Origin of the sequence: Fusicatenibacter sp. (genome assembly GCF_050872605.1) — a bacterium.
In the GTDB taxonomy this organism is placed as follows: domain Bacteria; phylum Bacillota; class Clostridia; order Lachnospirales; family Lachnospiraceae; genus Fusicatenibacter.
Window position 1 is genome coordinate 17,106 of the sequence record NZ_JBNMHD010000015.1, and the last position, 19,418, is coordinate 36,523.

The 19,418-nt window shown below is 48.8% G+C and carries 17 protein-coding genes; 16 read left to right on the forward strand and 1 reads right to left on the reverse strand.

From position 1 onward, the window contains the following. Positions 1-19 precede the first annotated feature (19 nt). The 16 genes from ACY2VT_RS06405 (at position 20) to ACY2VT_RS06480 (ending at position 16,819) form a co-directional block, all read left to right on the forward strand. Positions 20-178 (forward strand): hypothetical protein, encoded by a 159-nt coding sequence (locus ACY2VT_RS06405; RefSeq protein WP_461879315.1) that lies wholly within the window; start codon positions 20-22, stop codon positions 176-178. A gap of 108 nt (positions 179-286) precedes the next feature. Then, entirely contained in the window at positions 287-604 is a 318-nt protein-coding gene (locus tag ACY2VT_RS06410; RefSeq protein ID WP_461877005.1) for a PadR family transcriptional regulator, read from the forward strand. Further along, positions 601-1,218 (forward strand): DUF1700 domain-containing protein, encoded by a 618-nt coding sequence (locus ACY2VT_RS06415; RefSeq protein WP_461879316.1) that lies wholly within the window; start codon positions 601-603, stop codon positions 1,216-1,218. The genes ACY2VT_RS06410 and ACY2VT_RS06415 overlap by 4 nt, the downstream gene beginning before the upstream one ends. Continuing rightward, positions 1,215-2,144, forward strand: a complete 930-nt coding sequence (locus ACY2VT_RS06420; RefSeq protein ID WP_461879317.1) for a DUF4097 family beta strand repeat-containing protein — start codon at positions 1,215-1,217, stop codon at positions 2,142-2,144. Before ACY2VT_RS06415 ends, ACY2VT_RS06420 begins: the two co-directional genes overlap by 4 nt. Positions 2,145-2,474: 330 nt before the next feature. After that, a complete protein-coding gene (locus ACY2VT_RS06425) occupies positions 2,475-3,452 on the forward strand; it encodes a LacI family DNA-binding transcriptional regulator (protein WP_461879318.1) in 978 nt (325 codons plus the stop codon). 481 nt (positions 3,453-3,933) lie between these two features. Beyond that, positions 3,934-4,875 (forward strand): ABC transporter permease, encoded by a 942-nt coding sequence (locus ACY2VT_RS06430; RefSeq protein WP_055226695.1) that lies wholly within the window; start codon positions 3,934-3,936, stop codon positions 4,873-4,875. A 19-nt stretch (positions 4,876-4,894) separates the two neighbouring features. Then, the gene (locus ACY2VT_RS06435; protein WP_177268064.1) at positions 4,895-5,806 is read left to right on the forward strand and encodes an ABC transporter permease subunit; all 912 of its coding nucleotides are present in this window, start codon (positions 4,895-4,897) and stop codon (positions 5,804-5,806) included. A 138-nt stretch (positions 5,807-5,944) separates the two neighbouring features. Further along, a complete protein-coding gene (locus tag ACY2VT_RS06440) occupies positions 5,945-7,756 on the forward strand; it encodes an extracellular solute-binding protein (RefSeq protein ID WP_461879319.1) in 1,812 nt (603 codons plus the stop codon). A gap of 215 nt (positions 7,757-7,971) precedes the next feature. Beyond that, entirely contained in the window at positions 7,972-9,369 is a 1,398-nt protein-coding gene (locus tag ACY2VT_RS06445) for a GH32 C-terminal domain-containing protein (RefSeq protein WP_461879320.1), read from the forward strand. Positions 9,370-9,491: 122 nt separating this feature from the next. Then, positions 9,492-10,859 carry a glycoside hydrolase family 32 protein gene (locus ACY2VT_RS06450; RefSeq protein ID WP_461874860.1) on the forward strand — a complete coding sequence of 456 codons (1,368 nt, stop codon included), beginning with the start codon at positions 9,492-9,494 and terminating at the stop codon, positions 10,857-10,859. A 27-nt stretch (positions 10,860-10,886) separates the two neighbouring features. Beyond that, positions 10,887-12,389 carry a serine hydrolase domain-containing protein gene (locus tag ACY2VT_RS06455; RefSeq protein ID WP_461879321.1) on the forward strand — a complete coding sequence of 501 codons (1,503 nt, stop codon included), beginning with the start codon at positions 10,887-10,889 and terminating at the stop codon, positions 12,387-12,389. A 77-nt stretch (positions 12,390-12,466) separates the two neighbouring features. Further along, complete coding sequence (locus tag ACY2VT_RS06460) at positions 12,467-13,279, forward strand: hypothetical protein (RefSeq protein WP_461879322.1); 813 nt, start codon at positions 12,467-12,469, stop codon at positions 13,277-13,279. A 92-nt stretch (positions 13,280-13,371) separates the two neighbouring features. Beyond that, positions 13,372-14,763: an MATE family efflux transporter gene (locus tag ACY2VT_RS06465; protein ID WP_461879335.1), complete on the forward strand. Its 1,392-nt coding sequence runs from the start codon at positions 13,372-13,374 to the stop codon at positions 14,761-14,763. Next, a complete protein-coding gene (locus tag ACY2VT_RS06470; RefSeq protein WP_177268056.1) occupies positions 14,760-15,542 on the forward strand; it encodes a threonine/serine exporter family protein in 783 nt (260 codons plus the stop codon). Before ACY2VT_RS06465 ends, ACY2VT_RS06470 begins: the two co-directional genes overlap by 4 nt. Beyond that, complete coding sequence (locus tag ACY2VT_RS06475) at positions 15,539-15,994, forward strand: threonine/serine exporter family protein (protein ID WP_461876993.1); 456 nt, start codon at positions 15,539-15,541, stop codon at positions 15,992-15,994. Before ACY2VT_RS06470 ends, ACY2VT_RS06475 begins: the two co-directional genes overlap by 4 nt. 45 nt (positions 15,995-16,039) lie before the next feature. Beyond that, positions 16,040-16,819 carry a tRNA threonylcarbamoyladenosine dehydratase gene (locus tag ACY2VT_RS06480; protein ID WP_461879323.1) on the forward strand — a complete coding sequence of 260 codons (780 nt, stop codon included), beginning with the start codon at positions 16,040-16,042 and terminating at the stop codon, positions 16,817-16,819. A 90-nt stretch (positions 16,820-16,909) separates the two neighbouring features. Here ACY2VT_RS06480 and ACY2VT_RS06485 read toward each other — a convergent pair whose 3' ends face one another. Beyond that, positions 16,910-19,342 carry a GH36-type glycosyl hydrolase domain-containing protein gene (locus tag ACY2VT_RS06485; protein ID WP_461879324.1) on the reverse strand — a complete coding sequence of 811 codons (2,433 nt, stop codon included), beginning with the start codon at positions 19,340-19,342 and terminating at the stop codon, positions 16,910-16,912. Between the last annotated feature and the right edge of the window lie 76 nt (positions 19,343-19,418).

The window sequence follows — 19,418 nt, forward strand, 5'->3', positions numbered from 1 at the left end:
TTTACAGAGAAAATCTCTTGTGTTAAAGTTTGCTGTAAGCGTTATAATCGGTGAGATCGTGAACGTCTGCGCAGACGAGAGCGTTCTGAACGACGGAAAGATCGATCCGAAAAAACTGAAACCGATCGCCTTCGATCCGGTCAACAACACCTACCTCGCCATGGGTGATAATATGTAAAAATTTTATATATTCCCCTTGACAAACCACCTCCGCAGTCTTATGATATATATAAAATTTATATATATAAATATTTTACATATCAGAAACTGACGGAGGTGGTTTTTTATGTATTTTCCGGTATCAGCACTGCTGATCGAATTTATGATCCTGTCGATCGTGAACCGGGAAGATTCCTATGGATATGAGATCAGCCAGACCATCAAGCTGGTTGCCGACATCAAAGAGTCGACCCTGTACCCGATCCTGAAAAAACTGGAAAAAGCAGGCTACGTGATAACGTATTCCGCAGAGTACCAGGGCAGAAAACGGAAGTATTATTCGATTACAGAAGAGGGAAAAACACAGATGGCGTACCTGCAGGGCGAATGGAAGTCCTACCGTGACACCATTGACGACATCATCGAGGGGAGGAAAAAAGGATGACAAGTGGGGAATACCTGAATCAATTGCAGAAGTATCTGAAAAAACTTCCGCAGAGTGATTATGAAGATGCAATGGAGTACTTCACTGAGTACTTCGCGGACGCCGGCCCGGAAAAGGAGCAGGCGGTAATAGAGGAGCTTGGAACACCGAAACAGGCGGCTGCCGAGCTGATGATGAACCTTCTGGACAGAAAGATGGACGAACGAGAGGCCATGGAGCAGGAGGAAAAACGGAAAGAGAAGAAAAAAACGACAGGCGCGAACGTTGTCTGGATCGCGATTCTCGCTCTGTTTGCAGCTCCGATCGGAGCGCCGATCCTGATCAGCCTTCTCATCGTTCTGCTCTGTGCGGCCCTCTGCGTGGCACTGCTTGACATGAGCGTCTTTCTGATCGCAGTTGTCGGCGTGGTTGTTGGCGTCAAGATGCTGCTGCGCGGTATCCTGGCAGTTTCAGTTTCCTTCGGCGGTTTCTGTTTTATCACCGGAATGGGAATTTTACTGATTGGAATCAGCATTCTGTGCGCGGTGTTCGGCGTATACTTTGCAAAATGGATGGGACAGCTGTTTGTATGGTGCACACGTAAGGTAACAAAAAAAGGAGGCAGCAGATCATGAAAAATTGGACAAAAACAGCATTACTGACAGGATGCGCCTGCTGCATTGCCGGTGCGGCGCTGATGTTCTGCGGCTGGACGGGCGGCGGAAAAGCATATGCGGAAACGTATGACCTGAATGCCATGAGCGGTTCTGTGACAAAAGCAGACGGCATTTCTGTGCAGGGGAAGACAAAGATTGAAGATTTTGATGAACTGCAGACAGATCTTGCCATCGGTGACCTGCGTATCCTTCCGTCCGGCGACGATTCCTGCTATCTTTCCTGGCGGGTTCCGTCGAAAAAGGGAAAAACCGCCGTGGAGTACAGCGTGCGGGACGGTGTTCTGAAGATTGAAGAAACGAAAGCTGTATCAAACTACATTCACGTCGATATTGACTTTATGGGAGAAGTATTAAGCGGCGGAAAAGAGGACGAAACAGGTGTTGTCCTGTATCTGCCGGAAAAGAAAGTGCTGAAAAAAATGGACGTAACCATGGAATTCGGCGATGTGCAGATGAACGGAGTCCAGGCAGAAAGCGGAAGGATTCAAAGTGATGACGGCGATATCACACTTTCCGGATGCAGAATGCAGAATATTAAACTGGAAGCGGACTACGGTGATGTTGAACTGAAGAGCGGAACGTGGGAGAATGGATCGATCACGCTGGATGATGGTGATGTGAAAATCCAAAATACAAAGCTTTCTGGGGAAGTGCCGGTGGAAAACTCCTACGGTGATATTGACCTGGAACTGAGTAAAAAAGAGCTGGAGCAGCTGGAAATTACAGCAAAGACAGATTTTGGGGAGATCGATGTACCGGATACCATGGAGAATCTGCTGCAGAAAGAGGAGGACGAGCAGAGCTTTTCTTATGCACCGGATCAGGCGGTGGGCAGAATCAAACTGATGACAAAGGATGGTGATATCTCGCTGGAAAACGATTAAGCGTTTGTGACTGTTCAGGGCTATACGAAATTCCGAAAAAATCGCGAATCATGCTTGTTTGAATGAGTGCCTTTTTGAAATAAGACAAAAGTGATAAAAAAACAGGAGGCTGTTTGGCTGGTTTCACTAAGAAAAAGAGAAACGACCCAAACAGTCTCCTGTTTTTTTGTGCTTAAATTCGCAGTATTTCACTTGATTTGTGGGTTGCGGTGCTTTAAAATGAAAGTAATAAAGCATTGTGGAACGGGCTCCACAGACCGGCAGCGGGGGAAGAAGCCGGAACGAGTCAGAGAAAACAGCCCAGTGTAAGAATAGGAGTTAGGAGAAACTATGGCAAGTATTAGAGATGTCGCGATCAAAGCGGGAGTAGGAATTGGAACGGTATCCCGTGCGCTCAATGGAAGCGGATACATTTCCGAAGAAACAAAACAGAAAATCATGCAGGCAGTGGAGGAACTGAACTATAAACCAAATGAGCTTGCTCAGAACCTGTTCCACAACAAGTCTGGTTTTGTTGGAATTGTTGTTACGAACCTTTCACACCCGTTCATGGCATCTCTGGTCAAGCATGTTGAGAACAATCTGTACACCAACGGTTACAAATGCATGCTCTGCGAGGTGGGAGACAATCAGAACCGCATTGAGGAATTTGTGGAAATGTTGCAGCGAAACGTTATGGACGGCATTATCTGCTGTGCGGATATCCCGTCTTCTATCAGTCTGGCCGAAATCCACCGCCCGATTGTCATGGTTGACCGCTGTGGTGCAGAAGGGATTCCGTGTGTACATTCCGACCATAAGCGCGGCGGTGAGCTTGCGGCGCAGGCACTTTTGAGCGCCGGATGCAAGAACGTGATCTATTTTGCATCGAGTGCAACAGAACGTGGTTATTCGATGGATCGTTACCGACGGTTTGCGGAAGTCTGCAAACAGCATAGATGTAAGGTTACAGCAATTGATGGCGGAAGCAAGATTCCGAATTTTCAGACCGGCCCGACGATCTGGAAAAAATATATTTGTCATTTTGATGGAATTGATGGACTCTTTACGTCCGATGTCACAGCGGCAGTGTGCATGAAGATGCTGCAGAAAAAAGGAATCAAGATTCCGAAAAAACTGAAAGTGGTCGGCTATGACGGCCTGGATTTTACCCGCTTTTTGACACCGGAGCTGACAACAGTCCGTCAGAATGCGCCGGAAATCGCCAAGCGGAGCGTAGATACGGTCATCCGCATGATTGACGGAAAGAAGATTGAGAAAATGGAACAGATTGTGGATGTGACCTTCCGAAAAGGGGAAAGTACCTGAAAATAACGAAAAGGGGAAACACTGAATTTTGGATTATTTTCCGGGAATGCAATAAAACAGAAGAAGAACAGATATCAGAGACACTCGATCTGAAAAGAAAGGGTGTCTCTTTTTCATGCATAAAATTGTTACGGAAACAGTTGCAATTGTCGAAAAAATAGTGAAAAACGGAAAAGTGGAACATATGGAACAAAAACGCATGGAACAGAGAAAAATGTGAAACAGTGGAATGGGAGAAGAAAAGAAATAAGTGTGGAGTTTTTGAAAAAGTTAGGTGCATATTGCACAAAAACACGAAATAAGAATTGTGAAAATGTTGAAAACGACGAAAAAATATTGGAATTTCGTTGACATTGGGTGAACTGCGTACTATGATACAGATATGGAACAGGTTCCACAAGACAAAGTGCCGAAACGGAAACAATGCAAATGTGGAACAAAAAGCGGTTGGTAAAGCTTTTAGAGAAATAAGGAGGGAACTATGAAGAAAAAAACGTCATCGCCGAAAACGGCAGAAAGTGGAAAATTGAAAAAAGCGCTCTCGTGCTGGCAGCTGTACATCCTGCTGATTCCTGCACTGATCTGGCTGATCGTTTTTGCTTACTATCCAATGTACGGCCTGATCATCGCCTTTAAAGATTTTAAAGGCCGCATAGGAATCATGGGAAGTCCGTGGGCAGATCCGATCTTCAAGTATTTCGAGATGTTCTTCAGTACCAGTATTGCCATGACGGCAATCAAGAACACGATCATCATCAGTCTGGAGAGCTTGATCATCGGATTCCCGATTCCGGTTATCTTCGCACTCTTACTGAACCAGGTACAGAGAAGCGGACCGAGACGAATCATCCAGACCATCTCCTACGCACCGTACTTTATGTCAAACGTAGTTGTAGTCAGCCTGATTTCCGTACTGTTTTCCGCAAACGGTCTTGTAAACCACGCAGTTATGGGAGCCGGCGGAAAAGCAATCATGTTCACCAGCCTTCCGGAGTACTTCCGCAAACTCTTCATCGGAAGTAACATCTGGCAGACGATGGGATTCAACGCCATCATCTTCATCGCAGCACTGACCGCAATCAGCCCGGAGTATTACGAAGCAGCAACGATGGATGGTGCTTCCAGATTTCAGAAAATCCTTTACATTGATTTACCTCTGATTATGCCGACCATCATCCTGATGCTGATCCTTCAGGTAGGTAACATTATGAACGTGGGATATGAGAAAGCTTATCTGATGCAGAACGGTACCAATACAACCGTCAGTGAGATCATCTCGACATACGTATACAAAGTAGGTCTCCAGACCGCACAGTACAGTTTTGCGACAGCCGTTGGCTTATTTAACTCCGTTGTAAACTTCATTATTCTGGTTATCACAAACGCAGTTGCAAAGAAGACCAGCGATATCAGTATTTTCTAAGAGTCAGGGGGCTTGAAAAATGGCAAATAATAACACTGTGAAAAAGAAAAAAGTAAAAATGAGTACGGGAGACAAGGTCTTTACCGTGATCAATACCATCATCATGATCCTTGTCTGCATTGCAATTGTATATCCTCTGTATTACGTGCTTCTGGCATCTGTTACAGACCCGGTTGTTGTAAGTTCCGGTAAATTCCTTCTCTATCCGGAAGCGTGGTACACCAACGGATATGCAACCACACTGAAATATCAGCCGCTCTGGACCGGCTATGCAAATACCATCAAATATACCGTATTAGGAACGCTGATTTCCCTGGTCTGCACCATTCCGGCCGGCTATGCACTTTCCAGATACGATATGGTAGGAAGAAAACCAATTATGTTCCTGTTCACCTTCACGATGTTCTTCAGCGGCGGTATGATTCCGATGTACTTAACCGTACAGCAGCTGCACATCTACAACACAACATGGGCTATGGTTCTTCCGGTAGCAGTATCCGCTTACAACCTGATCGTATGCCGCTCCTTCTTTGAAAGCGGTATTCCGGTCGAGCTTCTCGAAGCAGCAAAGATCGACGGCTGCAGCGACTTTGGATTCTTCTTCAAAATTGCAATTCCGCTGTCGAAAACCATCATCGCAGTTATGTGTCTGTTCTATGCAACTGCAATGTGGAACCAGTTCTTCAACGCACTGATGTTCCTGCAGGATGACAGTAAGATGCCTCTCCAGGTCGTTCTTCGAAACCTGGTACTGATGAATCAGTCCAACCAGATGGGAAGTAGTGCTTCTGAGATGGTAACAAAACAGAAACTGGCTGAGCAGTTAAAATACTGTGTCGTAGTTGTTTCCGCATTCCCGCTTCTGTGCGTATATCCTTTCCTGCAGAAATACTTCGCAAAAGGTGTTACGATCGGTGCAGTTAAGGGCTGATGCAGAACAGAAAATTTATTGTTACAAAAGTTATCGTTACAGAGTTCATGGCTACAGCAGACATGATTTTATAGTAGAAACACAAAAATATTTACGTATTTCACTGCCGAAAAGGCAGCAAAATAAAGGAGGAACAACATGAAGAAAAAAATCGTATCCGTATTACTGGCAAGCCTTATGGTAAGCAGCATGCTCGCAGGCTGTGGAAACAGCTCGGGCAGCTCAAGCAGCTCCGGTGCAGGAAGCACAGGAGGAGATACCACATCTGCATCCGGTACAGAAGCAGGTGACACAGGTCTCACAGCAGAGGAGCAGGAAGCAGTTGATGAGGGAATCATCCAGCTCGATGGTACCCTTCCGATCATCAAAGATCCGGCAAAATTCGAAGAGAAATACGGAAAAATTTCCGCTCTGATCGTAAACTCTGCAGACAGAACCGTAGAAGTAGGCGACCTGGCTATGTGCCAGAAATGGTTCGAGGACACAGGAGTAGAGTTTGACTGGCAGCCGATCCCGCAGGAGAGCGCAACAGAGAAAATCAACCTGATGCTTTCTTCCGGCCAGGATCTTCCGGATGTATTCTGGAACTTCGGCGATGGTAAATCCGGAAACACCGTAGTTCAGTACGCAGACCAGGATGTATTCCTTCCGACCGAAGGCCTGATCGAAGAGTACATGCCAAACCTGAAAGCATTCCTCGATGACAATGAGCAGTATCAGCTTGAGATCACCGCTCCGAACGGCCATAAATATGGATTCCCGTACGTAGAGGAAATGAAAGGTCTTGTATTAACACCTGGACCATTCGTGATCAACAAAACATGGCTGGATAAAGTAGGCAAAGAAGTGCCGACAACCGTAGACGAGTGGGTAGACTGCCTGAAAGCATTCCGCGACGGCGGCGATCTGAACGGCAACGGCGAAGCTGATGAAATCCCAATGGCAACCTGGTTCGGTGCAACTGATACCTTTGGTTCCTACAACCTGTTCTATCGTTTCACAGGTGCATTCGGATGCGCTGACTCCTACTGCGGAGGAAATGCATATGCAGACCACTTAAGAATGGTTGATGGAAAAGTTACCTTTACCGCAATGGATGATGCATTCAAGAAAACAGCAGAATTCTTCAACATGCTGTATGAAGAAGGACTGATCTGGAACGGTTCCTTCGAAGCAGACTCCAGTATGGCATTCAACGCTTCCCTGATCAAAGAGAACGTTGCAAAGATCGGTTCCTTCGGTGTTTGGGGCGATCAGGAAATTACAAACCAGGAAGTACATGATCAGTACGTAGCAGTTCCGAGACTGCAGGGCGAAGACGGTATGACCGGTTTCGAGTGCAACTACTCCGAGCTGCAGGATTCTTCCGATACAGCAATCACAACGACCTGCAAATTCCCGCACGTTGTTGCAAGATTTGTAGATTACATGGTAGGCGATCCGGAAATCTCTGTTACATCTAACTGGGGTGCAATCGGATACAACTATGAGAAAGACGAGGACGGCATTCTTCGTACACCACTTGATGAAAACGGAAACTACAAACCTCTGAATCCGGAATATAAGAACTTTGGTGAGGCTCGTGTAAACTCCACAACCTGCCGTGGTTCTATGATCGTTCAGAACGAGTACTATGACACCGTTTGCGGATACACCTTCGATGCAGTAAAACTTCTCGAGATGCAGAAAGAAAACGGTAAGGATGACATCATGGAAGAGTATGACACCATTCCGCGTGTTCTGATGACCCAGGAAGAGATTCGGCGTCTGGCACAGATTCAGCCGACCATCTCCGATATTGTTGACCGTTACATCACCACATGGGTAACCGGCGGCGTTGATGATGCAAGCTGGGATTCCTATAAGACAGAGCTGGAAGGCGCTGGTGTGAACGAACTGGTTGAGATTTACCAGGGCGCAGTAGATCGAGCAGCTTCTGCAGCAAACTAAAAATCGGGCGAAAAGCGATTACAAAAAAGCAGTAACGTAAAGGATTTGCAATTAATGTTCTATAACTAAAGAAATTCCAAATGTGGCCATGTTGTATCCCATATAACATGGCCACATTTAAAAAGAAGATTATTTTGTTCTTATTTCTTTTTTGTTGAAGTTCCAAATGAAAAAAGATAAAATAGGAAAAGAGAGAACAGGAAAAGAGGGATCCTATGAGTAAACAGGGAAAAAGAGATTTTAGACCGAACATTCATTTTACACCGGAGAAAAACTGGAACAACGATCCAAACGGACTGATTTACATTGATGGTATCTGGCATCTGTATTATCAGCATAACCCAAATGACGTTGTATGGGGACCGATGCACTGGGGTCATGCAGTATCGAAAGACCTGATTCACTGGGAGCATCTGCCGGTCGCCCTGTACCCGGATGAGATTGGAACAATGTACTCCGGAAGTATGGCATACGATGAAAATAACAGCAGTGGATTTGCAAAATACGGTGAGAAACCGATGGTGGCTGTCTACACGGCGCACAATATGGAAACAGGCCTGGAGCAGCAGTGTATTGCATACAGCCTGGATCAGGGAAAACATTTTGAAAAATATTATGGCAATCCGGTCATCAAAAACCCGAGCACACCGGATTTCCGTGATCCGCGCGTCTTCTGGAATGATAAAAAGGACTGCTGGAGCCTTGTTCTGGCATCCGGCGACCACGCAGAGTTTTATGCATCCCAGGATCTGAAAAACTGGAAGAAAACAGGCGAGTTCGGTGTCGGTGTCAATAAAGTGCCGACCGTATGGGAATGCACCGATCTGATCCGTGCTAAAACAGGAAATGAATTTGATGGATTCAAATGGATTCTGATAGTCAGCATGATACATCCGGGAACCGAAGGCCGTGCCAATATCCAGTATTTCGTCGGTGATTTTGACGGAGATACCTTCCAGTGCACCGAGATCACAGACGAGCCGCTGTGGATTGATTTCGGATTCGACAACTATGCCGGCGTAACGTATGGAAACTACGACCGTCCGGTTTATCTTGGATGGGGCGTTAATCCGCTCTACGCAAACTTCGTTCCGACCGGTGAGTATTCCGGCCTGATGACACTGCCGAGAGAACTTTCTCTCTGCGAGACCGAGGAGGGCTACCGCCTGAAAACAAAACCGTTCGGTATCGACGAGTACCGTGCGGGCGCATTCCCGATCGGAAATCAGAAACCGTTGCTGACCGAGAGCTTTGGACTTCTCGTGCAAGGTAATTTCGGAAGAATTGCACTGAAAAACAGCAGAGGTGAGGAAGTAGTCATCGAAGTAACGGTGGACAGCATCACGGTGGACCGTTCTAAGAGCGGCGACCTTAGTTACTTTGATGATGTAGATCCGAAGCTCTTCAAAAAAGAGGATCTGCTGGTATCCACAACAAAACGTTACATGCGCGGAAATGTCAATATGGAGATTATTTTTGACGTTTCCTATCTGGAGATTTATGCAGATGGTGGTCTGGAGACCGCTTCCGTATGCGTTTACCCGGATGCGCCGTACCAGGTGGTTTCTACAGACGGCGATCTGGAAGTGAAGATGTATACCATCAAAAAATAAGGGATGCAAAAATTCGTAAACTAAAGTAAAATAAAGAAAACGGCTGGTGTCTGCAAAACCGGGATATAGGTGGTTTTGCAGACACTTGTACTATATTGGGATAATTTGGAGGGTTTGAACAAATGACAAAAACGAGAGACTACAGACCAAAAATTCACTTTTCACCGGAAACAGGCTGGATGAACGATCCAAACGGTATGGTTTATGTGGACGGCGTGTACCACTTCTTTTATCAGAAGTATCCATACGCAACCAACTGGGGCCCGATGCACTGGGGCCATGCGACATCCCGCGATCTGATTCACTGGGAGCATCAGCCGATTGCACTCTACCCGGATGAACTGGGATTTATCTTCTCAGGAAGTGCAGTATATGATATTCAGAATTCTTCCGAGTACGGCACCAATGAAAATCCGCCGATTATTGCCATTTACACGAGTCATCACAAGGACGGCCTGGAGCAGCAGAGCATTGCATACAGCAATGATAAAGGCCGGCATTTTGAGAAATCCTATCTGAATCCGGTCATCAAAAACCCGGGAATTTCCGATTTCCGTGATCCGAAAGCGTTCTGGAATCCGGTCAGAAGATGCTGGGGTCTTGTCCTTGCAGCACAGGACCGTGTTTTCTTCTATGCATCCCAGGATCTGAAAAACTGGGAGAAAACTGGTGAATTCGGACCGGAAGGAAACCATGTCAAAGGCGTATGGGAGTGCCCGGATCTGTTCCCGATCGAGTATGAAGGCAAAAACGTATGGGTTCTCATTGTCAGTATGACGAAAGCTTCTGAGAATGATCACTGCAAGATGCAGTATTTCCTGGGCGATTTCGACGGCGAGAAATTCCTCTGCACCTACCCGTCCGATGAGCCGAGATGGCTGGACGAAGGCTTTGATAACTATGCGGCCGTTACCTTCCAGAACGCAAAAGACGTTCTGATGATGGGCTGGGGCATGAACTGGCAGTATGCTGCACAGACACCGACAGAAGACTACTGCGGTCAGGCAACTCTGGCAAGAAAACTGTCACTGACGAAAGTGGACGGCGATCTGACCCTCGTGGCTGCCCCGGTCGGACTGGAAAAATTCCGCCACAGCAGCTATCCGATTGAGAACCACACTACGATTCGTACCGAGACCTTTGGATTAAAGATCTCCGGAAAGGGAGATGCAAAAATTTCCCTGAAAAACTCGGTGGGTCAGAAGCTGAAAATCTATGTAACCGATACCGAAATCACGGTTGACCGTACGATGGCAGGATACAAAGAATTCAGTGAGCATTTCATGACGGAGAAATATTCCATTAGTACGGCAGCGAGAAAGAAAGATGGCGCATGGAATCTGGAACTTGTGTTTGACGTTTCGATTCTGGAACTGTTCGCCGAGGACGGCGTAGATGCCATCTCGACCGTTGTTTATCCGGAGACACCGTACGACCGCGTAAGCTGGAAGGGTGATCTTTCCGTAGAATTTTACGAAATCGAGGCATAGGACCGACAGGAAAGGAGAAAACGCAGAATGGGATACTTTAAAGATGTGACACCAGAATCAGTTGGAATTGGTTCGAAAGGAATTTTGAATTTTCTCGACCGGATCGAGAAAAGCCAGATCGAGCTGCACAGTTTTATGGTGATCCGCCACGGAAAGTGCGCGGCAAAGGGCTGGTGGAAGCCGTATGATGAAAAATTCCGTCATCCGCTGTACTCGTTCAGCAAATCACTGACGGCAACGGCGATCGGATTTGCAGAGCAGGAGGGAATCTTGTCGCTCGATGAAAAAATCGTCGATATATTCCCGGATCTGCTGCCGGAAGATCCATCCGAAAATCTCAAAAAAATCACACTGCATCACCTGCTGATCATGGGATGCGGCCACGAGACAGAGATTACGGATAATTCCGAAAACTGGATTTCCACATTCCTTCATCACCCGGTGCTTCATGAGCCGGGAACGTTTTACAAATATAACACGGCCGGAACCAACATGCTGGCGGCCGTTCTGCGGAAAAAGACAGGACAGAACGTCACAGAGTTTCTGAAACCGCGCCTTTTGGAGCCGCTCGGCATCACCTCCCTGACCTGTGCACTGCTCGGTGACGGAACGGAGCTTGGCGGAGGCGGTATGAAGATGGTGACGGAGGATATGGCGAAATTCACCTATTTTCTGTCCAGACAGGGCGAGTGGGAAGGAAAACAGCTGCTTCGAAAAGACTGGTTTGAACGCGCCTGCCGCAAGCAGATTGAGACGGAGGGCGATTCGGAAGGCCACGTAAAAGACTGGGCGCAGGGCTACGGCTATCAGTGCTGGATGTGCCGTTATCCGGGTTCGTTCCGCGCAGACGGCGCCTACGGCCAGTTCGGTGTTGTATTCCCGGATCTCGGCCTGATCGTGATTCTGACAACCGCGACAGAGCAGACCCAGGAGGAACTGAGTGCCCTGCAGGAAGAGCTGATCCCGTATGTGAAGAAAGAGGCAGGAGAGCTGCCGCCGTCCGCGCTTGCCGATGTGGTAAAAGAGCGTACCGCAGATCTGGCTCTGCAGCCGCGCAGAGGAACGAGAAATCCTTTCATGGAAGAAAAAGTAAGCAGTCATGTTTACGTGTCTGTTCCGGTGATGAATGACCGGCTGCCGGATTCCGCAGAAATTCTGATCGGCGGAAGCGGACTGTTCAACCTGGAGACAAGCCCGATCCAGGAGATGCGCTTTTCCTTTGGCGGCGACCGGATGTACTGGAAAGTAACCGAGGGCGGCAAAGAAAAAGAATTTGTCCTCTCGATGCGTCAGGATTTCGCCTACAGCGAAGCGGACGGCCATATTTACGCTGGATCCGCTGCATGGCGCACCCTCAACACACTTGAGATGGAACTCCGCCGGATGGACGGTTTAAGCGGCGGCCGCATGATCATAAGATTCCAGAAGGAAAATCTTCTGTTAGAGGCGGAGGATACGCTGATCAGCGTCGGCGGACTCGGCATTTCACCGCGCCAGGCACTGACTGTGTTTGGAATCAAAGAAAATTAAACATAGCGAAACAGACCAAAGCCGGCGGAATTTTCCGCCGGCTTTTTCGCGGGACGAAAGAGTATTCTGTAAAATTTTTGGCAAAAAATAAAAAACAATATGCAAAGTCGGATGGAAGAATTGCCAAGCTTGTGTTCAGCGCGGATTACCAGAATGCGATTCTGTTCCGGGAGGAAGAGACGCTTCGGATGATGCGGGAAATGTTTGAACAGTATCTGCGGCAGTCTGATCCGTTGTTTGAACGGCTCGACACGGTGCAGACACAGCTTGGCTACACGGAAACACTGATTCAGCATTTTATCGAATCGAACTCACCGCGCTACTTTTTTCAGCGGATGCCATGCTTTTCCGGCCTTCTGACCGGACAGATGCTGGAGCGACACCTTGTGCCGGAGATGCCGATGCGGGAACAGATGGTGCAGGCGGTTGCCCGGTATGCAAAAGTGATGCAGAGCAGAGTGCTGGACAAAAAGACGACGATGTTTTTCTCGGAGGACGGCGTGCGGAACTTCCTCGAAACGGGACGCGTGGATGAGTACCCGAGAGAGTGCTATTCCCCGCTCGATATGGAGGAGCGAGTCGATCTGGTGCGGAAATTTCTGGCGCTGCGGGAGCAGACGAATCTTCGGATGATGAAAGATGCGGAGGTCAGAGCGAAACATACGCTGAATATTTCGGTCAATGCACATGAAGGCTATCTTTTATTCCAGACGAAAAACGAGCGCCTGATTTACCTGAGCATTCAGGAGCCGAGCGTTCTGACAGCGTTTTACGATTACCTGGAATCGATGAAACCCGAACACTTCTGCACGGAAGAAGAAATGCTCGCGCGGATGGACAGACTGCTTGACGAATTTGTATCTTGTCATTCGGACGCAGGTTCGATATAATAATTAACAGAAAGATATTCCAAGAACCGGTCAGTTGCGGAAATCGCAGGTGACCGGTTTTGTTGCGGCTTTGCAGAAAAAGCTGCGGGAAAATCAAATTTTACAAATGGGGGTTTTGTATCATGAGCGCAGAGAGCAAAACAAGAATGACAGAGGGCAGTATCTCCCGGAAGATCATCCTGTTTGCCATCCCGCTGTTTCTCGGAAATCTGTTTCAGCAGCTCTACAACACAGCCGACTCGCTGATCGTAGGAAACTTTCTGGGAAGCAACGCGCTGGCAGCCGTCAGCTCATCGGGAAATCTGATCTTTTTGATGGTCGGTTTCATCAACGGTATCGCGATGGGTGCCGGTGTTGTCATCGCGAGGTACTATGGAGCGAAAAACAGAGACAATCTGCAGAAGGCAATTCACACGACCGTGGCCTTCGGAATCGCGGCCGGTCTTGCATTGACTGTGATCGGCATGTATCTGGCACCGAAGATCCTGGTGCTGATGGGAACGCCGTCCGATGTGCTTCCGCAGTCGGTTGAGTATTTCCGCACGTATTTTGCGGGTTCCCTCGGATTTGTCATGTATAACATTTTCGTCGGCATCCTGCAGTCCGTCGGCGACAGCCGCCACCCGCTGATCTATCTGATCGTGTCGTCGTGCATCAACGTTGTGCTCGACCTGCTTTTCATCGGCGGCCTCGGTATGGGTGTCGGTGCGGCGGCGCTTGCAACGGTCATTTCCCAGTTCACAAGTGCGATTCTCTGTATGATCCATCTGCTGCGGACGAAAGAAGAGTACCGGCTTCATATCAGCAAAATCCGTTTCGACGGCCGCGTGCTCGGCGAAATTATCCGCAACGGTGTGCCGTCCGGCTTCCAGAACTCAGTTATCTCGATTGCAAACGTTTTCGTGCAGACAAACATCAATGCATTCGGAAAAATGGCGATGGCAGGCTGCGGTTCGTATGCGAAAATTGAGGGCTTTGCCTTCCTGCCGGTCACCTGCTTTACGATGGCGCTGACCACATTCGTCAGCCAGAACCTCGGCGCAAAACAGTATGACCGTGCGAAAAAGGGAGCGCGGTTCGGCATTCTCTGCTCGGTCATTATTGCCGAACTGATCGGATTTGTCATCTACGCTGCTGCACCGACCCTGATTGCGGCATTCAACAGCGATCCGCAGGTCGTCCACTACGGCGTGATGCAGGCGAGAACGATTGCGCTGTTCTACTTCCTGCTGGCATTTTCCCACTGCATCGCAGCTGTGCTCCGCGGTTCTGGACACGCCTCGATTCCGATGGTTGTCATGCTCTGTGTCTGGTGTCTGTTCCGGGTCAGCTACATTACCGTGACGGTTCGTCTGATCCCGAATATCCGCGTGATCTTCTGGGCTTACCCTTTGACCTGGAGTATCAGCTCCGTCATTTTCCTGTATCTGTTCCTGAAAGGGAAATGGGTGTATGGCTTTGAAAAAGGAGGAAGGCAGAGATGAACGCAGAATCGACAAGAGAAGCGCTCGATGTGGCATCGCTGGCAGGGGATATTCTGCTGGCGAGCGGAGCGGAAATTTTTCGTGTGGAGGAGACGATTGAGCGCATCGCGCGGGCGTACGGCGTCAGCTCCAGCGACGCGTTTGTTCTGAGCAGCGGCATTTTTCTGACGGCAGAAAGCGGAAAAAAACAGGAATTTGCCCGTGTGCGTCACATTCCGCTGTCTGCCGCGCGGCTCGACAAGGTAACGGCGGTTAATCAGCTCTCCCGTGAGATTGAGGAGGGCCTGCACACACCAAAAGAAGCGAAAGCATGGCTGCTCGATATCCAGAGGATGCCGGAAAAAGCGAGATGGCATCAGGTTCTTGCGTCCGGCATCGGAAGTGCCTGCTTCTGCTTTCTGTTCGGCGGTGATGTGGTCGACAGTATGGTAGCGTTTCTGTCCGGCTTTGTTCTGTATTTCTATCTTTTGTATCTGCTGCGCGGCAGAATGTCAAAGATTGCGACAAATATTTCCGGTGGTGCACTCGTCACACTGATTGCGGTGTTCCTGTATCAATCGGGAATCGGTCACCATCTGGATAAGGTTATCATCGGTTCGATTATTCCGCTGGTGCCGGGTGTGAACTTCACAAATGCCATCCGCGATGTTGCGGACCAGGATTACATCGCGGGTTCGGTACGGATGCTTGACGCTCTGCTTGTAACCTTCTGCATCGCACTTGGCGTCGGGCTTGTGATCACAGGGTACCATCAACTGGCAGGAGGACTGCAGCTATGAGTGAGACGATTCGTTTGATTGCGGAATTTTTCGCGGCCTGTGTCGGAACGATTGCATTTGCACTTTTGTTCCAGGTTCCGCGGAAATATTATCTGTACTGCGGACTGGCCGGGGCGTGCGGCTGGATCTGCTACAAGCTGATCCTTCCGTATACGACAGAGCCGGTATCGATCTTTTTTGCAACGGTGCTTGTTATCATTCTGTCGCGCAGCTTCGCGGTATACAAGCGCTGCCCGGTAACGGTATTTCTTATTGCCGGGATTTTTCCGTTGGTGCCGGGAGGCGGAATTTACTGGACGGCTTTTTATGTGGTAACAAATGATCTGGAACGGGCCGGTGCAAGAGGCTTTCTGACGCTGAAGGATGCGGTTGCGATTGTACTTGGGATTCTCTTCGTCTTTGAATTTCCGCAGAGCTGGTTCCGTAGGGTGTTGACAGACAAAAGCAAATAACCTATTATTGTGATAGAGTTTATAAACAAGGAGGAAGGAAAACAAATGGCATTGAATCAGTTTTCCAGAACACAGCTTTTGCTTGGAAGCGAGAGCATGGATCTTCTGGCGGATGCAACCGTTGCCGTATTCGGGATTGGCGGTGTAGGAGGCTATACCGTGGAGGCGCTGGCAAGGAGTGGTGTCGGTCATTTTGTGCTGGTGGACGATGACAAGGTCTGCCTGACCAATATCAACCGTCAGATTATTGCAACAAGAAGCAGCGTTGGAAAATATAAAGTAGATGTAATGAAAGAACGGATTCTCGACATCAATCCGAAAGCGGAGGTGGAGGTATATAAATGCTTCTATCTGCCGGAAAATGCGGATGATTTCGATTTTTCAAAGTATTCGTACGTTGTAGACGCGGTTGATACGGTAACAGCAAAGATTGAGATTATTATGCGTGCCAAGGCATGCAATGTGCCGGTTATCAGCTGCATGGGAGCCGGAAACAAGCTGGATCCGACCAAGTTCCGTGTGGCGGATATCTATAAAACCAATATGTGCCCGCTGGCAAAGGTTATGCGGCGCGAGATGAAAAAGCGCGGGGTAAAAAAACTGAAGGTTGTCTATTCAGAGGAAAAAGCGCTCCGTCCGCTCGAGGATATGAGTATCAGCTGCCGGACGAACTGCATCTGCCCTCCGGGCGCTGCAAGAAAGTGTACGGAGCGGCGTGATATCCCGGGCAGTGTAGCGTTTGTGCCGTCTGTAGCAGGACTGATTCTGGCGGGAGAGGTCATCAAGGATCTTTCCGGTGTCAGAGAGAGAAGACAGTTACAGTAAGAGAAGAAGAGAATAAGACGAGCCCCGGAAAACAGAAATGCTTTCCGGGGCTCGCTTCATATTCTTTTATGGAGATTTGTAAAATAAAACTTACATCACAGCAACAACATCATACTCGGTGCAGCCTTCGGTCGTTGGAATCAGATTTCCTTCTACGGCGGTTCCATTTACAGTCATGGAAGAAACGCCCTTCTCCTTGTGATCCGGGTTCTTGAAGGTGATGTGATACCATGCACCGCGGAAGTATCTGCGGATCTTGAACTCTTCCATATCGGACGGAATACACGGATTTAAGGTCAGTCCGTCGTAATCCGGCTGGATACCGAGGATGTACTGGGAAACATTGACAAAGGTCCATGCGGCCGTACCGGTCAGCCAGGAGTTCTTTGCCTCACCGAAGTGAGCGGCATCTTTTCCGGCAATCATCTGGGAATAGACATATGGTTCCGTGCGATGGATTTCACTGATATCCTCGATGTAAGCCGGGCAGATCTTACGGTACAGGTCAAAGGCGCGGTTGCCGTGACCTACCACCGTTTCGGCGATGGAAATCCATGGGTTGTTGTGACAGAAGATACCGGCATTTTCTTTGTATCCCGGCGGATAGGAGGAAACCTCACCAAGATTCAGGTAATATTTGGTGTAAGCCGGCTGCAGAAGAACGACACCGTACTTGGTTTCCAGGATATTTTTTACGGAAGTCAGAGCCTTTTCGGCCAGACCCTCTTTCACGCCGATTTCGGCAAGAACGCAGAAGCCCTGTGGCTCAATGAAAATCTTGCCTTCCTCACACTCGTTTGATCCGACTTTTTCGCCGGCAGCGTCATACGCACGCAGGAACCATTCGCCGTCCCAGCCGGCATCGAGCACGGCCTGGTAAACCTTTGCAACCTCTTCCTCTGCGTAAACAGCCTCCGCTTCATTGCCTCTGCGGCGGCAGATTGCTGCGTATTCTTTTCCGTATTTGACAAACATAGCGGCGATGAAAACAGACTCGGCAACCGGTCCCTCAGACGGTCCAGTTGTCTGGAACGGTTCGCCCGGCTCTGCAGAGAAGCAGTTCAGGTTCAGACAGTCATTCCAGTCAGCACGGCCGATCAGCGGCAGCTTGTGCGGGCCGAGATGGGTTACGGTAAAGTCGAAGGAACGTTTCAGATGCTCCATCAGAGGCTGTGCCTTGGTGGAATCGTTGTCGAAATCAACCTGCTCATCGAGAATAGAGAAATCTCCGGTCTCTTTGAGGTAGGCGGCACATCCGGCGATCAGCCAGAGCGGGTCATCGTTGAAGCCGCTTCCGATATCCATGTTTCCTTTTTTCGTCAGTGGCTGATACTGATGGTACGCGCTTCCGTCTTCAAACTGGGTAGCGGCGATATCGAGCAGACGATCTCTTGCGCGGTCCGGAATCAGATGAACGAAGCCGAGCAGATCCTGGCAGGAATCACGGAATCCCATACCACGGCCGGTGCCGGACTCGAAGTAGGAAGCCGAACGGGACATGTTGAAGGTAACCATACACTGATACTGGTTCCAGATGTTGACCATGCGTCCCAGTTTTTCATCTGCACAGGAGAGCGCATATTTTGCCAGCAGGCCATCCCAGTAGGAAGCAAGCGCTGCAAGTGCTGCGTCAACCTGCTCGTCGGTCTGATAGTGGGAGAGCATCTCTTTTGCCGGTTTTTTATTGATCACGCCAGGAGCTTCCCATTTGTCATCGGCTGCATTCTCGCAGTAGCCGAGAACGAAGATAAAGGAGCGGGATTCGCCCGGTTTTAAGGTAACGTCGATGTGGTGGGAACCGATGACACCCCATCCGCTGGCAACGGTATTGCCTGCAGTGCCGCGCAGAACGGTCTCCGGGCGGTCATTTCCACGGTAAGCGCCAAGGAAAGCGTCGCGGTCGGTATCGTATCCGTCGATCGGGCAGTTGACTGCATAAACAGCGTAATGTCTGCGGCGCTCGCGGTACTCGGTTTTGTGATAGATCTCAGAACCCTGGATCTCAACTTCGCCGATGCTGAAGTTTCTCTGGAAGTTGGTCATATCATCCACAGCGTTCCAGAAGCAGAACTCTACAAAAGAAGTCAGAGCCAGTGTTTTTTCTTCGGTGCCGTTGTTGGTCAGCACGAGACGGTTTACTTCGCAGGAATCTGCCAGCGGAACAAAAGCGGTCAGTTCAGCGTCAACTCCGTTTTTGGAAGAAACAAAGCGGCTGTAGCCAAGGCCATGATGGCACTCGTAGGAATCGAGAGGAGTCTGGGTCGGCTGCCAGCCCGGGTTCCAGACGGTATCGCCGTCCTTAATGTAGTAGTAGCGTCCGTTCTGATCGAGCGGCGTATCGTTATAACGGTAACGGGTCAGACGCAGAAGTTTTGCGTCCTTGTAGAAGCTGTATCCGCCGCAGGTGTTGGAAATCAGAGAAAAGAAGTTCTCAGATCCAAGATAGTTGATCCACGGAAGCGGAGTCTTCGGGCTTGTGATGACATACTCTTTTTTCGCATCATCAAAATGTCCAAATTGCATGTGTGATACCTCCTTCGTCGTACAATGTAATTTCATTATACCGCCGAAAAAAGAAAAAACTAGCAAGAATTTGCTA

Excerpts from the sequence above, each read along its gene's own strand:
- ACY2VT_RS06410 (WP_461877005.1), top strand. The coding sequence starts at position 287 with ATGTATTTTCCGGTATCAGCACTGCTGATCGAATTTATGATCCTGTCG.
- ACY2VT_RS06415 (WP_461879316.1), top strand. The coding sequence starts at position 601 with ATGACAAGTGGGGAATACCTGAATCAATTGCAGAAGTATCTGAAAAAA.
- ACY2VT_RS06420 (WP_461879317.1), top strand. The coding sequence starts at position 1,215 with ATGAAAAATTGGACAAAAACAGCATTACTGACAGGATGCGCCTGCTGC.
- ACY2VT_RS06425 (WP_461879318.1), top strand. The coding sequence starts at position 2,475 with ATGGCAAGTATTAGAGATGTCGCGATCAAAGCGGGAGTAGGAATTGGA.
- ACY2VT_RS06430 (WP_055226695.1), top strand. The coding sequence starts at position 3,934 with ATGAAGAAAAAAACGTCATCGCCGAAAACGGCAGAAAGTGGAAAATTG.
- ACY2VT_RS06435 (WP_177268064.1), top strand. The coding sequence starts at position 4,895 with ATGGCAAATAATAACACTGTGAAAAAGAAAAAAGTAAAAATGAGTACG.
- ACY2VT_RS06440 (WP_461879319.1), top strand. The coding sequence starts at position 5,945 with ATGAAGAAAAAAATCGTATCCGTATTACTGGCAAGCCTTATGGTAAGC.
- ACY2VT_RS06445 (WP_461879320.1), top strand. The coding sequence starts at position 7,972 with ATGAGTAAACAGGGAAAAAGAGATTTTAGACCGAACATTCATTTTACA.
- ACY2VT_RS06450 (WP_461874860.1), top strand. The coding sequence starts at position 9,492 with ATGACAAAAACGAGAGACTACAGACCAAAAATTCACTTTTCACCGGAA.
- ACY2VT_RS06455 (WP_461879321.1), top strand. The coding sequence starts at position 10,887 with ATGGGATACTTTAAAGATGTGACACCAGAATCAGTTGGAATTGGTTCG.
- ACY2VT_RS06470 (WP_177268056.1), top strand. The coding sequence starts at position 14,760 with ATGAACGCAGAATCGACAAGAGAAGCGCTCGATGTGGCATCGCTGGCA.
- ACY2VT_RS06475 (WP_461876993.1), top strand. The coding sequence starts at position 15,539 with ATGAGTGAGACGATTCGTTTGATTGCGGAATTTTTCGCGGCCTGTGTC.
- ACY2VT_RS06480 (WP_461879323.1), top strand. The coding sequence starts at position 16,040 with ATGGCATTGAATCAGTTTTCCAGAACACAGCTTTTGCTTGGAAGCGAG.
- ACY2VT_RS06485 (WP_461879324.1), bottom strand. The coding sequence starts at position 19,342 with ATGCAATTTGGACATTTTGATGATGCGAAAAAAGAGTATGTCATCACA.